Raw genomic sequence first — 12,611 nt, forward strand, 5'->3', positions numbered from 1 at the left:
CCCCCGCCTCCACTGGCACCCGCTCCCGCCGCCCGGGTCGCCTGCCGTCCTGGAGTCTGCCCGCAGCCGGGGTCGCGGGCCTGGTGGCGGCGATGGCGCTGCCGTGGCTGGTCAACGCCTACCTCGTCTCACTCGCCACCACCGCCCTGGTCGTGGCCGTGCTCGCGATGAGCGCTCAACTCCTGTCCGGCTGGGCCGGACTGGCACCGCTGGGCCAAGCCGCCTACCTGGTCGTCGGCGCGTACACCGCCGCGAGCATCGCCACGCTGACCAGCCTCGGCCCGGTTCAACTCCTCGCGGCTACCGCCGCCGGGGCGGTCGCCGCCGCGGTCACCGGCCTGCTGGCCGTGCGCGCCCGGGGCACCACCTTCTTGATGGTCACCTTCGGTCTGGGTGAACTCGTGCACGCTGCGGCGAACCAGTGGGCTCCGGGCGGCAGCGAAGGGGTTCACGCTCCGCCCGTCGTGGCGCTGCCCGGCCTGCCCACCATGGTGCGACCTGGCTGGGTGTACCTGTACGTGCTGGCCTGCACCCTGCTCATCGGCGTCGCGGTCGCCGCTGTCGTCCGCACGCGCTTTGCCCTGCTGCTGCGCGGCATCGCCGCCCACGAACCCCGGGTACAGGCGGCCGGGCACCACACCGGCCGGCTGCTGCTCGCCGCCTACGTGCTCGCCGGTGCCGTCGCCGGAGCGGCCGGATCGCTGGCCATCGCGGCCACCCGGTACGTGTCGCCCGCCGACGCGGCGATGGGCGTCTCCGCCCTCGCCCTAGCCGCCGCGCTCATCGGATCCGGCAGCATGACCGGCGCCTGCACCGGCGCGATCCTCCTCGTCGCCGCCCGCGACTGGATCGGCGGCCTGCTCGGCGGCCACGGACCCACCCTGCTCGGCCTGGCGTTCCTGCTGCTGGCATACCTGCCCCGGCACCGCCGCGCCGGCCTCACGACCCGACTGTCCGGGAGGCGACCATGACCTCTACGCTCCTGCGACTGGAGGCGGTCAGCCGCTCCTACGGCGCACGCCGCGCCGTCGACGAGGTCAGCGTCGAGCTGCCCCCTGGGGCCCGGCACGCCATCATCGGCCCCAACGGCGCCGGCAAGAGCACCTTGCTGCACCTCGTCGCCGGCACCCGGCGCCCCACCTCCGGGCGCATCCGCTACGCCGGACACGACATCAGCGGCTGGCCGGCGCACCGCCGGGCCCGCGCCGGAATCGCCCGCACCTGGCAACACCCGGCGCTGGCCCGCCCGCTCACCGCCGTGCAGAACGTGCTGCTCGCCGTCCCCGGCCAGCGCCTCACCGCCCTGCGGCCCCAACCGCATGCCGTGGCGGCCGCCCACGCGGCACTGGCCCAGGTCGGTCTGGCCGAGCTGGCCGAGCGGCCCGCCGGCCAGCTCGCCTACGGCGACCAGCGCCGCCTAGAGATCGCCGTGGCGCTTGCCGCCGAACCCCGGCTCCTGCTGCTCGACGAGCCTTCCGCTGGTCTCGCCGCCGGGGAGATCACCCGCCTCGCCGAGCTGATCCGCGCGCTGCCGGACGACATGACAGTGCTGCTGGTCGACCACAACCTCGACTTCGTCGCCGCCGTCGCCGGCATGGTCACCGTGCTGCACCACGGGCAGCACATCGCCACCGGCACCCCCTCAGAGATCCGCGAACACCCCGACGTGCGCCGCGTCTACCTCGGCGCCGATGCCCCCACCAGCTTCGCACCCGACAGCCCTGCCACCACGGCGGCCGTGGCCGGGACGCCAGTCCTGCGCGTGCGCAACCTAGGCGCCGCCTACAGCGGGGCGCCGGTGCTCACCGACATCACCCTCGACGTGCGGGCCGGCCGGGTGGCCGCGGTTGTCGGCCGCAACGGCGCCGGCAAGACCACCCTGATCAACACCATCGCCGGCCTACACCCCGCCCAACCCGGCACCGGCATCCTCCTGCACGGACAGCCCTTGACCGACTGCGACACCCGCCGTCGCGCCCGCGCCGGCATCGGCATGGTCCCCCAAGGCCGTCGCCTGTTCGCCGGACTCACCGTCGACGAACACCTCGCCCTGCCCCGACCGCACCCCACCCGCTCCAGGACCGTCGATGCCTGCCAGGTGCTCGACCTGTTCCCGGGCCTGGCCGAGCGGCGCCAGCACCGACCTCACCAGCTCTCCGGGGGCGAGCAGCAGATGCTCGCCCTGGCCCGCGCGTTGATCGCCGCCCCGGACGCGCTCCTGCTCGATGAGCCGTCCGAAGGACTCGCGCCCGCCGTCGTCGGGCAGCTCGCGGCGATCATCACCGGCCTCGCCGCCGAAGGCACCGCGATCCTGCTCGCCGAGCAGAACCTCGCCCTGGCCTGCCAGGTCGCGCATGACATCGCCGTCCTGGACCGTGCCCGCATCGTCCGTCACGTCGCCACAGCCGACATCCGCGAGTACCCCACCGAACTCCATGACCTGCTCACGGTCCCGACCACCACACCGACACCGTCATGACCGCGACGCGCGATCACCACCGACCCGGCGAGGCCACCCCCGTGCCTCACCGACGTCCACCCGGCGCGACGGTCCGGCCGCGCCCGGTGGACACCGCCGCCCGCACCGCACACCCCGTTGCGGGTGGCGGCGGGTGGTTGGCGACGCTGACCCGGACACTGTCGCCAACCACCCCACCCACCATGCGGCTGGTGACGCCGTGACCGACGACGATGACACCAGCCTGTGGCTGCTCACCGACCTGTCCAGCTGCACCACCTGCTGGCAGCGCCTTCAGCCCTACACCTGCGCGAGCAGGCGCTTCTACGTCTGCTTCTGCTTCACCCTCTACGACGCCGGACATCTGGAGGCCCTCGTCGTCGGACACGCCGCCGCCCACGACCGGCGCACCGCCACCGAACGCCCCCTCATCACCTACAACCGGTGGCACCAGTCCACGCGGGCGGACCTGCGGCAGTACCTGCTCCGCATGGTCGATCACGCCCTCGTCCACACACCACACCGCGTCGAGCTGCGCTGGCACCCGCACGTACCCGCCGCCACTGCGGTCTACCAGCCATGACCGGGAGACCTGCACCACCAGCGCCGCCTGATGCCGCCGGCATCACCCGCCACGCCGACAACCGGAGGATTGCCATGACAACAACTACGCTGCCGGCCCGTTCCGGGCCGATACACCAGCTGCTCAACCCGAGCATCCACACGGTCCTGGACCGACTCGACATCAGAACCAACCAGCGGGTGCTGGAGATCGGCGCTGGCACCGGCGAGATCACCGCCCGTCTGGCCCAGCTCGTCGGCCGCTACGGGTCCGTCACCGCCGTCGACGCCGACACCAGCCACCTCACCGGCACCGCCGTCATCGACGTTCAGCAGCGCGACCCGAACCGGGACCTCCTGCCTGGCCAGACCGGCAGGTACGACCACATCGTCGCCCGCTGGCCCCACGGCACCCTGCGCGACCCGGCAGACGTGATCGAGCAGATGATCGCCCGCCTACGCCCGGGCGGCTGGCTCGTCCTCGCCGACATCACACCCACCCCGCCCCGGATCTACCGGGCGCCTGACGACGAGGCCGGCACCCTGATCCACACCGTCATGCAGCAGGTCCACCACGCCCTCACCGGCCCGGACGGCGCGACGTGGACCGCCGATCCCGAAACCCTGCTGTTGAGCCAGGGCATGGTGCAGCACTGCATCCACAGCGCCACCGAAACCTGGACCGGTGCCGGCCCCGGTTGCCGGCTGCTCGCCGATGTCGTCAGCCACCTTCGTCCACGCCTGGACATCACGCACGAGGACGCGAACCGATTCGCCGACCTCATGACCGACCCCCGCGTGCTCCTGGGCTCCTACGAACGCCGTGTCATCCACGCCCGCGAGCGCGACTGAAGGCACGACAACCATGACCCACCTGACCCTCCCGGCCCGCCGCCGCCTTGCCGCGCTACTCGGCGGCAGCCTCGTCCTGCTCACCGCGTGCCAGAACGCCGGCACTGCCGCCCCAGGACAGGACGCCGCCCCGCCCGCCGCACAGCAGCCGGCCATCACACCATCCACGGCCGCCACCGCCGCCGGGCTCACCGCTCAGCAGCGCCTGGACCTGCTCGCCAGCACCATCAGCGCCACACCCGCCGACACCACCGATGGACTGCCTTACACCTACTTGCACCTTCAGCAATGGGCACGCGCGACCAACACGATCGTCCGCACCGACGTACGGCGCTGGCGGCACGACGCAGACGGGTCCGGCCGAGAGATCATCCGCCGGGCACCAGACCTGCGTGGCGTGGACCACGAGCCCACGCCCGAGGAACGCCACGATCTCAGCCGGGCCGCGCAGCAGTCGCTCCAGTACCGGGTCGGCCAGCTGCATCCCTACCTTCCCGGGGGCGTCCCGGCCGACCCCGGCGAGCTGACCAAACTGCTGGCGCCACCCCAACTGGCCGACGAGCCCGCCTACCCGAGGATGCTGGCCAGCGGCTTCGTCGGACTGGCCACCAGCCATCACCTCGACCCGCAGCAACGAGCAACGACCCTGCGCGTCCTGGCGACCGTCCCCCACATCACGTACCGGGGCACGACGACCGACCTCGCCGGCCGGCCCGGCCTGTCCTTCCAGGTTGTCGCCGACGGATCAACCTCGACGTTGGTCATCGACCCGGCAAGCGGCGAACTGCTCGCCGCGAAGGAGAGGATCGATCGCGGGCGCCGGCCCGGTCTGTTCTCCTACACCCTCCTGCTGGATCGCGGCCGTGCTGCCACCGACAGCCCTACGTCACCCACCACCCCGCCGCGGTCGTGACACACCTGCGGTGACAAGCCGACCGGCCGCCAACCCTCTACGCCGCCGACGAGATCGCCACCCCGATCCTAGGGGGTAGGACGGCGACCGGTCCTCCGTGGTCGGCGGCAGCGGACCCCCCGTCCCCTGCCGCCGGCCACCGAACCCGGCGAGACGATAAGCAGCAAGGAGCACGACGTGACGCACCGAATCCGGACCGCCCGATGGGTAGAGAAAGACCTCGTTGCCGCAGTGATCGCCGAGGCCCTCCAACCCACTCCCATCGCCGCCTGGCTGGTCGCCGACGAGGAGCAGCGCGGCCGCGTCCTGACCGATGTCGCCGCCATCTGGGTTGAACACGCCATGTTTTACGGCGACGTCCACGTCACCAGCGACCTCGCTGCCACCACGGTCTGCTTTCACCGGTACCGGCCGCTCCCGCCACCGGCCAGCTACACCACGCGCCTCACCACCGCCGCCGGCCCGCACGCCGACCGCTTCGCAGCGCTCGACGACCTCATCGTCGGCGCGCAGCCCAGCGAGGCGCACTACCACCTCGCGTACCTTGCCGTACGCCCCGAACACCAACGCGCCGGCAGGGGCAGCGCACTGATGGCGCACCTGCGCAACCGCCTCGATCGCATCGAGCTGCCCTCCTGGACGGTCGCCCTACCAGACGGCCAACACCTACTCGCCTGCAACGGCTACCAGCCTGATCAGGCGATCACCCCGGCCAAGAGCCTGACCCTTAGCACCATGAGTCGTAACCCGCGACGCGGCAGTGACACCACGACCGCCGCACCCACTCCACCGACCTCTGCTGCCAGAAACCACAGGCGTAGCGTCGACGACGAAGAGCCGAGGTCTACGCAGATGGATCAACACGAGACGCTCGCTACCGGCTTGTTCCGGCAATGACCGACACCATCGGCCCTAGGCCATCGCACACCCGGGCGGCGGTCATCGGCCCGGACGCCGGCCACCCCGAGGCGAACCGGCGCGACCTTCGTCGCTACTGGTCGGCGTACGGGATCAGCGCGATCGGCAGCGGCGTCGGTGCCGGCGCGCTACCGCTGGTCGCGATCCTCGTGCTGCATGCCACCGACTGGCAGGTGTCGCTGCTCGCGGCGCTGGCCGGCCTGGCCGGTGTCGCGGTCACCCTGCCACTGGCGACGTGGATCGAGTTCCGCCCCAAACGACCGGCCATGATCAGCGCCGACCTGGCCCGCTTCGCCGCCCTGGCCAGCGTGCCGGCCGCGGCGGCGGCCGGTGCGCTCACCTACGCCCACCTGTGCGCGGTCGCCGTCGTGCAGACCGCCGCAACGATCGTGTCGCTGGCGGCCAGCAACAGCTACCTCAAAACCCTTACCGCCATCGACCAGCGGGCCACGATGAACAGCCGGTTGGAGAGCACCACCTGGACCGCGAGCACCCTCGGGCCGCCAGTCGGTGGGCTGCTGGTGTCCTGGACCGGCCCACTCGCCTCGGTCCTGGCAGACGCCGCCAGTTTCCTGCTCTCCGCCTTCGGCTGGCGGCGGATCCGCCACCGCGAACCGCCACCACCCCAGCCGCCGAAGGACCGGCGATGGCTGACCGAGACCGTCGGCGGCTGGAGGTACATCCTCACCCATCCGCCACTGCGGATGCTGTTCGCCAACGCGATGCTCTTCGGCGGCTGCATCACGGCCTCCACCCCGCTGATCGCCGTCTACCTCCTGCGCGACCTGCACTTCACGCCCCTCCAGTACGGGCTCGCCCTCGGCGTACCCTGCGCCGCCGGGATCCTCGGTTCGCTACTCGCCCCGACGATCATCCGCCGCGCTGGCCTGACCCGCACCCTGCTCATCGCCGGGGCAGCCCGCTGCCTGTGGATGAGCCCGATCCTGCTCGCACCCGACACCACCGGCGGCCTCGTCCTGATCATCGTCGCCGACGGCGCGCTGCTGCTGTGCGCCGGCGTGTTCAACCCGGCGTTCGCCACCTACCGGATGAACGTCACCACCGACACCCACCTGTCCCGCGTCGTCGGCGCCTGGGCCATGACCAACAAACTCGTCCAACCCATCTGCATCGCAGCAGCCGGACTCCTCGCCGCCGCAGCCGGAATCCGCACCGCTATCGCGGTCCTCGCCGCGCTGCTACTCACCACCGCAGTCCTGCTGCCCTGGACCGCCCTACGTTCCCCACCGGCTCCGGCTTACGATCGGGGCCGGCCTTGAGCTGGCCAGGCGGGTGCGAGCGAGGCCCAGCCGCTCGCGCAGTTGGACATGCGATGGTGCCCGAGCCAAGAACGGTTGTCTGCCACCGTCGTCGCCTCGCCAGGTTGACGGCACCGGGCACGGACCCGGACCGGCCGCCGAGCAGACACAGCGTGTCCCGCCATCGCACGCCGAGTGAGGACATGCCTTGTCCGGCCGGCAGCTGACCGACAACCGTCGGCGCATCATCGACGCTCTGCTGCGCCATCCCGGCCGTTCCTGGATGGTACGCGAGCTAACTGACACCGTGCCGGGTGTGCCCGCAGGCGCGGTGAGAGACACCATCAACCAGTTCCTCGCGCAAAGCGTCATGCGTCAAGTGCCCCATCGCCGTGCTCTGACTGTGGTGCTCACGGGCACAGGGCAGGAACGGCTGGAGCGGCTGATCACCAACCCATACGGGGACGCATCACGGGGCCAACCCGCACGATAGGCCCGCTGCCCCTCCACTGACGCCGGATGGTCATCGACTGTGTACGAGGGCATCGCGCTGAGTTGCCCTCGCAGGTGATGCCGGCGGCATCAGCTGTGGCGGTGCGATGCGCCCGTGCCGAAGTGGCGACGAATGGCCTATGCCGGCAACTGAGCAGCCCGCAATGGCCGCTGGGCGGTAGAGGCGGGGATGAAGGCCCCGCCCGAAAGCACTCTTCGAGCTGGCTCGTGCTGAGCTGCCGTGGCGGATGTACCGACCGCTGGTGATGCTGCCGGCATCAACCGATCGCGGCGGTCGCCTTGCTGCCTGTTACCTGCCGGCGTGGCACGCGTTCATCGCTCAGGTGCACTAGTAGAATGCGAGTACCCTTATGAGCCATGCATTTTGGAGCTGCCGGTGTCAGGTCTCGAATTCCACAACACAGCAGGCGACCCGGGGAAGCGGTGCTTTCGGGCTGGAGCGGAGGCAGTCCGTGGCGATCAGTGATTCGGATATCTCGACGGCGCTTTCGGCTTACCTGGAGTGCTATCCGGACGAAGCGGCATCGCTGTCCGAGCCGGTAAGGCTGCTGGCTGAGGGGTCGGGTTTCGCCTCACGATACAACTTCTCGATGCACGTGACTGTCGGCGCGCTCTTGGTGCGTAACGGCGCGGACGTGCTTCTTGTCGATCACCGTGCCTACGGGATCCCCTTGCAGCCTGGAGGGCATGTCGAGCCGACAGATTCCACGCTGATCAGTGCGGCCGTCCGGGAGTTGGTGGAGGAAACCGGTGTTGATTCCGGCAGTCTCGTCCTCGCCTCTCCGATTCCGGTGTACGTCGAGTACGGGAGGGTTCCGGCGCGGCCGGCGAAGGACGAGCCGGAGCACTTCCATCTTGACTTCGGTTACTCATTCGTGACGACGCGGGCGGATGTGGGGTGCATTCAGGAGTCGGAGGTGCGGGGCGCGGCCTGGTATCCGCTTCCGGTGGCGGAGCGGCTAGTCGGACACCGCATTGCGCGAGCGGTGACGGTACCTGCGTGAGGGGTTAAGCCGCCAAGAGGGATGCTTCAGGCCGAGCGGTTGTCGTGCCTACCGTGTTGTGGTCGGGTTTCGCCTGGGAGTTCGTCACCTGCTCATTCGAAGGAAGGCTTGCGGTTCCGGCTCCGCTTGAGTTCGAAGAAGCCGTCTGTTTCCGCGACGAGGACTAGGCCGTCCCAGAGTCGTCCGGCGGCTTCATCGCGGGGCGCAGGTGTGATGACGGGGCCGAACAGAGCGGTGCCGGCGATGCGGAGAACGGGTGTCCCGACGTCGATGCCGATCTCGTCGAACGCCTCGTTGTGCGAGTCGATGATGAGCTGGTCGAACTCCGTGCTGGTGGCCGCAGAGGCTACAGAGATGGGCAACCCGGCCTCGCTGAGGGCTTCGGGAATCACGGTGGGATCGTCGCGGCGTTTCTGGTTGTGAAGGCGGGTGCCGATCGCGGTGTACAGGGGTCCGAGGATGCCCGGGCCGCTGTGGTCAGCTGCGGCGGCGCAGACCCGCACTGGGCCCCATGCCTTGGTCATCAGGTCCAGGTAGTCCTCGCTGAGTCCCTTGCCGTCGCGCTGAATGAGATTCAGGTAGGCCAGCGACATGATGCGCCATTCGGCTCGTACGGGCCGGACCTGCTCTACCTCTAGCAGCCAGCGTGAGGTGATCCAGGCCCAGGGGCACAGCGGATCGAACCAGAAGGGGACTCGTACCGGTTGCTCTTCGTCTTTCACCATGAGTCCTGTCCTTTCACGCCCGGTTGCTCGGCAGGTTCGATGGGGAAGAGTTCGCTTTGAATGGGAACGTTGCTCTTGGCTGTACGGCCCGCGATCTTCACCAGGTCGGCAAGCCCGTTGAGTTGGGCGTTGACGTCTGCGGCGTTGATGAGCCGGGTGAACACTTGTGCGGTGATGTCGACGTCGGCGTAGGCGCGGTGGCGGTCGGCCGGATGCGTGAGGGAGAAGTGCGCCAAGAGCGTGTCGAGTTTGTAGTTCAGCAGGCCCGGAATGAGGTGTTTGGCCAGGGGGATAGTGTCCAGGAGATCAGTGCGGGCAAGCGTGGGGCAGTGCTCGCGTTGGTTGTAGATAAGGTTGGCTTCCGTGGCGGCGTGCTGAGCGACTAGTAGGTACCGCTTGCCGGCGGTGAATCGCCGGTCCAGTGCGCCGAGCGCTTCAGCCGGGCTGGGTGCCAGCTCCAACTGCTCGGCGGTCAGGCCGGTCTGGATGGTAAGGGCGGGAGTCACGGGGGCGAAGGCGGGTGGCCTGATGAGGGATGTGCTCCTGCCGGCGGATGCCCATTCGCCTCCCGTGTAGCGCAGTGCGAGGGCCGCGACTTCGACAGGTTGGGCCGGGTAGCCTGTGGGAGTTGTGGCCTCGAAGTCGATGACCACGAACGTGGTCGCCAGAAACTCGGGGTCCGTCGTCAGCGCGCCCATGATGAGTCCACCGTTCTCCGAGGTGCCGTGCGTCTTTGCCCCGGCATCGTTACGGGCAGCTTGAGTGTCCGCTGTCGTGATGAGCTGTCACCGAATGAGGCTGGTCACGGCCTGGGTGGCAACGTGCAGGTCGGGCGCGCCCCAGAGGCGCTCGCCGGTCCAAGTCTCGCTCAATGCCCGGTACAGGTCTGACATCACGGGCAGGTACTCGGGCGGGAGTGGCGCCGGCTGTGGCCACTGGCTCCTGGGCACGCTGTCGGCGATTAGCTTGCCTACCGGCACTTCGAGCCCGTGGGCCACGTACCAGTTTCGTAGGACCTGTTTGCCGCAGTGCACGCCGTTGAACATCAGGCGGCTTTCGTCGGGTGTGCCGGGGCTGTCGGCGACCACGATGGCACCGTCGCTCGCCGTCAGGAACTCGACCTTGCCGTCGCAGTGGTTCAGCCCGACCTCGCTGGCGTGCCGGCTCAGCACGTCGTTGACCTTGATGGTGAGGTCGCCCATCGTCTGGAACTGCTTGTCGTTGACGCCGGCGAGGCGCTGGGCCTCGTCTTGGTCGATGAACCGGTTGACGGCCTCCAACATCGTTGCGTACTCAAGGATTGGTTGCTCTAGCTTCTCGCCGACTACAGGAGCGCTGCGGAGCCCGGCCTCGGCCGGGGTGAGCGCGCCGGCCGCGACCCGGCGGTGCACCGAGCTGCCTTGGGGCAGTTCGTTGCGAAAGAGGACCTGCACCGGAATGAGGTAGTTTCCCGTGCCTGGGAGGAGCGGCCCGGAGTGTGGATCCGGTACGCGCGCGAGATCGAACTCGATCCGGTTCGGAGCGATGAACCGGCGGAAATGGGTGGGCACGCCCGCCTCCTTCAACCTGGTGAAGTTGAAGACGGCCATGCGACAGGTGGCCTCGCCTTTGCCTGGAATTTGGTCGGGCATCCGCCCGTAGTGGAACACCGTGTAGTGGTCGGTGTACTCGAAGATCCCGATGCCCGTCCTCGTCGCCGTGGGGGCTTCGATGATCTCCAGGTTCTTGGTCGAGTGGAGGACGGGCATCATGCTCCTCTGCTGGGGCTGACTGACGGTGTCGCCTGGCGGATCCTGGGAAGTGCGGCTTGGTGTCCGGTCAAGCGTGTGTGTGGTGCGGAATGCCGTCTCACCGGCGAATCGGGGCGCGGTTCACCCCGGGACCATCCGGTAGGACTTCAGGGCCGCACCGCCTCCCGTCTCCGGCGGCGGCCAGGTGGCGGTTGACCACTGTGAGGACGTGCATGGAGGCCGCTCGGGCGGAGGTAAGGCCGTCGTAGGCGTCGTCGACGGCTAGGCAACGCTGCGGTGGGACGCCGAGACGTCGGGCGGCCGCAAGGTACAGGTCAGGGGCCGGTTTACCGTGGGCGACGTCTTCTCGCGTGACGACGGCTGTGAACTCGTGCCCGAGGCCCAGGGCGTCGATCCCCGGATCGACGAGGAGTCGACTGGCGCCCGACGCTATGGCGCAGGGCAGCCCGGCACGGCGTGCGGTGTGCAGGAGCGCGACGACGCATGCAATGGGGGCGAGGTCGTGCACGCTTGCGAGCAGGTGGGTGCGGCTCTGCTGGATGATCTCGTCGTGTGGCAGGTGTTGGGCGCCCGGTAGCGCGGCCAGTAGGTCGTGGATGGACAGGCCGACGTGCCGGCGGTACCAGGTGGGGTCCAGGTCGAGGCTATGCAGCCGCAGTGACGCTCGTAGGGCCTGCTCGTGGCTGGTTGTGGTGTCGGCGAGAGTTCCGTCGAAATCGAAGATCACAGCCTCGATGTCGGCGGGGATCGTGGGCGTGCAACCGTCTGCTGAATTCGGGTCGGTTGAGTGGTTGAGGGTTTGGTTCATGCCTGCGCCGTGCCCGAGCCGCAGCACATGCAGGGTGCCTGGCGGTTCTGCCATGGTTCGCGGAGGCAGCTGAGGCCGGTCCCGGCGTCCTGGATCCAGCGCTCAATGAGATCAGCCGCTTCGTACTCGTCGACGTTGCGGCGGTCCAGGACTCGGTAGCGTGTCGGGTCGGTGGCGGCGAGCCGCTCGTAGAGCGTGCAGGCGTCCTGCATGAACGTGACCTGTTCGCTGGTGAAGATGCACTTGTCGCGCCGTTGCGCGCGTGTCACGGCCTCGGATGCTTCGTCGGTGACGAGGATCGTGAGGTCGGGCAGGGGCCGGTAGGAGGCTGCAAAGTCTCGTAGGGCGACGGCCGTTTCAAGGGCGGTGTCGCCGTCGTGGGGGTGCAGTTGCAGCGCCTGGCACACCGCTGTGGTGTCGACGCTGCGGCCCTCGACGACGGTTTGTCCACTGGACAGGGCGGGAAGCGCGGTGTCCAGGTCGTGCCGCTTGATGGCCAGCAACAGCATGGTTTCGGCCAGCGGTGCTCCGCCGCGCAGGAAGGGGTCTCCCGCACTGGCCTCGATCAGCGCCCGCAGGAGGGCTTTGCCCAGTCCAGGGCCGCCGTCAATTCGCCGGGAAAACTCCTCCAGCAGCACCGGCTTGTTGTCGAGGGCTTCGACAGCGCGAAGGGTCAGATAGGTCTTGCCGATTCCGGTGATGCCGTCGACCGAGATCAGCGGGCCGCGGATGCAGGGGTGGCGTTCCGAACTGATGCCGCCGGCATCACCCGCGTGCTTCGCCGGTGCCCGGCGGGTGTGCTGGCTGGGGTTGGCGGATCCGCCTTCTGATGCTGCCGGCATCACCTGC

13 protein-coding genes are annotated in these 12,611 nt (G+C 69.3%); 8 read left to right on the forward strand and 5 right to left on the reverse strand.

The window, feature by feature from the left end:
• The 8 genes from ABD52_RS14750 to ABD52_RS14785 all read left to right on the forward strand — a co-directional run.
• Positions 1-971, forward strand: a 971-nt coding sequence (locus tag ABD52_RS14750) for a branched-chain amino acid ABC transporter permease (RefSeq protein WP_047892197.1), incomplete at its 5' end; no start/stop codon positions are given.
• Positions 968-2,479, forward strand: a complete 1,512-nt coding sequence (locus tag ABD52_RS14755) for an ATP-binding cassette domain-containing protein (protein ID WP_047892174.1) — start codon at positions 968-970, stop codon at positions 2,477-2,479. The genes ABD52_RS14750 and ABD52_RS14755, both read left to right, overlap by 4 nt.
• A 199-nt stretch (positions 2,480-2,678) precedes the next feature.
• A complete protein-coding gene (locus tag ABD52_RS14760; protein WP_047892175.1) occupies positions 2,679-3,041 on the forward strand; it encodes a hypothetical protein in 363 nt (120 codons plus the stop codon).
• Positions 3,042-3,115: 74 nt separating this feature from the next.
• Positions 3,116-3,871: a class I SAM-dependent methyltransferase gene (locus ABD52_RS14765; protein ID WP_047892176.1), complete on the forward strand. Its 756-nt coding sequence runs from the start codon at positions 3,116-3,118 to the stop codon at positions 3,869-3,871.
• Positions 3,872-3,884: 13 nt separating this feature from the next.
• The gene (locus ABD52_RS14770) at positions 3,885-4,784 is read left to right on the forward strand and encodes a hypothetical protein (RefSeq protein WP_047892177.1); all 900 of its coding nucleotides are present in this window, start codon (positions 3,885-3,887) and stop codon (positions 4,782-4,784) included.
• A 231-nt stretch (positions 4,785-5,015) separates the two neighbouring features.
• Entirely contained in the window at positions 5,016-5,681 is a 666-nt protein-coding gene (locus ABD52_RS14775) for a GNAT family N-acetyltransferase (protein ID WP_235437466.1), read from the forward strand.
• Positions 5,678-6,982, forward strand: coding sequence for an MFS transporter (locus ABD52_RS14780; protein WP_082171293.1), 1,305 nt, complete (start codon positions 5,678-5,680; stop codon positions 6,980-6,982). Before ABD52_RS14775 ends, ABD52_RS14780 begins: the two co-directional genes overlap by 4 nt.
• 944 nt (positions 6,983-7,926) lie before the next feature.
• Positions 7,927-8,478 carry an NUDIX hydrolase gene (locus ABD52_RS14785; RefSeq protein WP_047892178.1) on the forward strand — a complete coding sequence of 184 codons (552 nt, stop codon included), beginning with the start codon at positions 7,927-7,929 and terminating at the stop codon, positions 8,476-8,478.
• A gap of 92 nt (positions 8,479-8,570) precedes the next feature.
• On the opposite strand, the gene ABD52_RS14790 is transcribed toward ABD52_RS14785, so the two are convergent.
• The 5 genes from ABD52_RS14790 to ABD52_RS14810 all read right to left on the reverse strand — a co-directional run bounded on the left by ABD52_RS14790 (position 8,571) and on the right by ABD52_RS14810 (position 12,604).
• Positions 8,571-9,203, reverse strand: coding sequence for a DSBA oxidoreductase (locus ABD52_RS14790; protein WP_047892179.1), 633 nt, complete (start codon positions 9,201-9,203; stop codon positions 8,571-8,573).
• Complete coding sequence (locus tag ABD52_RS14795) at positions 9,197-9,901, reverse strand: PolC-type DNA polymerase III (protein WP_047892180.1); 705 nt, start codon at positions 9,899-9,901, stop codon at positions 9,197-9,199. Before ABD52_RS14795 ends, ABD52_RS14790 begins: the two co-directional genes overlap by 7 nt.
• Before the next feature lie 87 nt (positions 9,902-9,988).
• On the reverse strand, positions 9,989-10,954 hold the full coding sequence (locus tag ABD52_RS14800; protein ID WP_047892181.1) for a phosphoribosylaminoimidazolesuccinocarboxamide synthase: 966 nt from the start codon (positions 10,952-10,954) through the stop codon (positions 9,989-9,991).
• A gap of 97 nt (positions 10,955-11,051) precedes the next feature.
• Positions 11,052-11,762 carry an HAD family phosphatase gene (locus tag ABD52_RS14805; RefSeq protein WP_047892200.1) on the reverse strand — a complete coding sequence of 237 codons (711 nt, stop codon included), beginning with the start codon at positions 11,760-11,762 and terminating at the stop codon, positions 11,052-11,054.
• A complete protein-coding gene (locus tag ABD52_RS14810; RefSeq protein ID WP_082171298.1) occupies positions 11,759-12,604 on the reverse strand; it encodes a thymidylate kinase in 846 nt (281 codons plus the stop codon). Before ABD52_RS14810 ends, ABD52_RS14805 begins: the two co-directional genes overlap by 4 nt.
• Positions 12,605-12,611: the final 7 nt, after the last annotated feature.

Origin of the sequence: Micromonospora sp. RV43, assembly GCF_001029515.1 — a bacterium.
Taxonomy (GTDB): domain Bacteria; phylum Actinomycetota; class Actinomycetes; order Mycobacteriales; family Micromonosporaceae; genus Micromonospora; species Micromonospora aurantiaca.

What these genes read in the sequence shown, in the direction of transcription:
- ABD52_RS14755 (WP_047892174.1), top strand. Translation starts at nt 968, where the DNA reads ATGACCTCTACGCTCCTGCGACTGGAGGCGGTCAGCCGCTCCTACGGC.
- ABD52_RS14765 (WP_047892176.1), top strand. Translation starts at nt 3,116, where the DNA reads ATGACAACAACTACGCTGCCGGCCCGTTCCGGGCCGATACACCAGCTG.
- ABD52_RS14770 (WP_047892177.1), top strand. Translation starts at nt 3,885, where the DNA reads ATGACCCACCTGACCCTCCCGGCCCGCCGCCGCCTTGCCGCGCTACTC.
- ABD52_RS14780 (WP_082171293.1), top strand. Translation starts at nt 5,678, where the DNA reads ATGACCGACACCATCGGCCCTAGGCCATCGCACACCCGGGCGGCGGTC.
- ABD52_RS14790 (WP_047892179.1), bottom strand. Translation starts at nt 9,203, where the DNA reads ATGGTGAAAGACGAAGAGCAACCGGTACGAGTCCCCTTCTGGTTCGAT.
- ABD52_RS14795 (WP_047892180.1), bottom strand. Translation starts at nt 9,901, where the DNA reads ATGGGCGCGCTGACGACGGACCCCGAGTTTCTGGCGACCACGTTCGTG.
- ABD52_RS14800 (WP_047892181.1), bottom strand. Translation starts at nt 10,954, where the DNA reads ATGATGCCCGTCCTCCACTCGACCAAGAACCTGGAGATCATCGAAGCC.
- ABD52_RS14805 (WP_047892200.1), bottom strand. Translation starts at nt 11,762, where the DNA reads ATGAACCAAACCCTCAACCACTCAACCGACCCGAATTCAGCAGACGGT.
- ABD52_RS14810 (WP_082171298.1), bottom strand. Translation starts at nt 12,604, where the DNA reads ATGCCGGCAGCATCAGAAGGCGGATCCGCCAACCCCAGCCAGCACACC.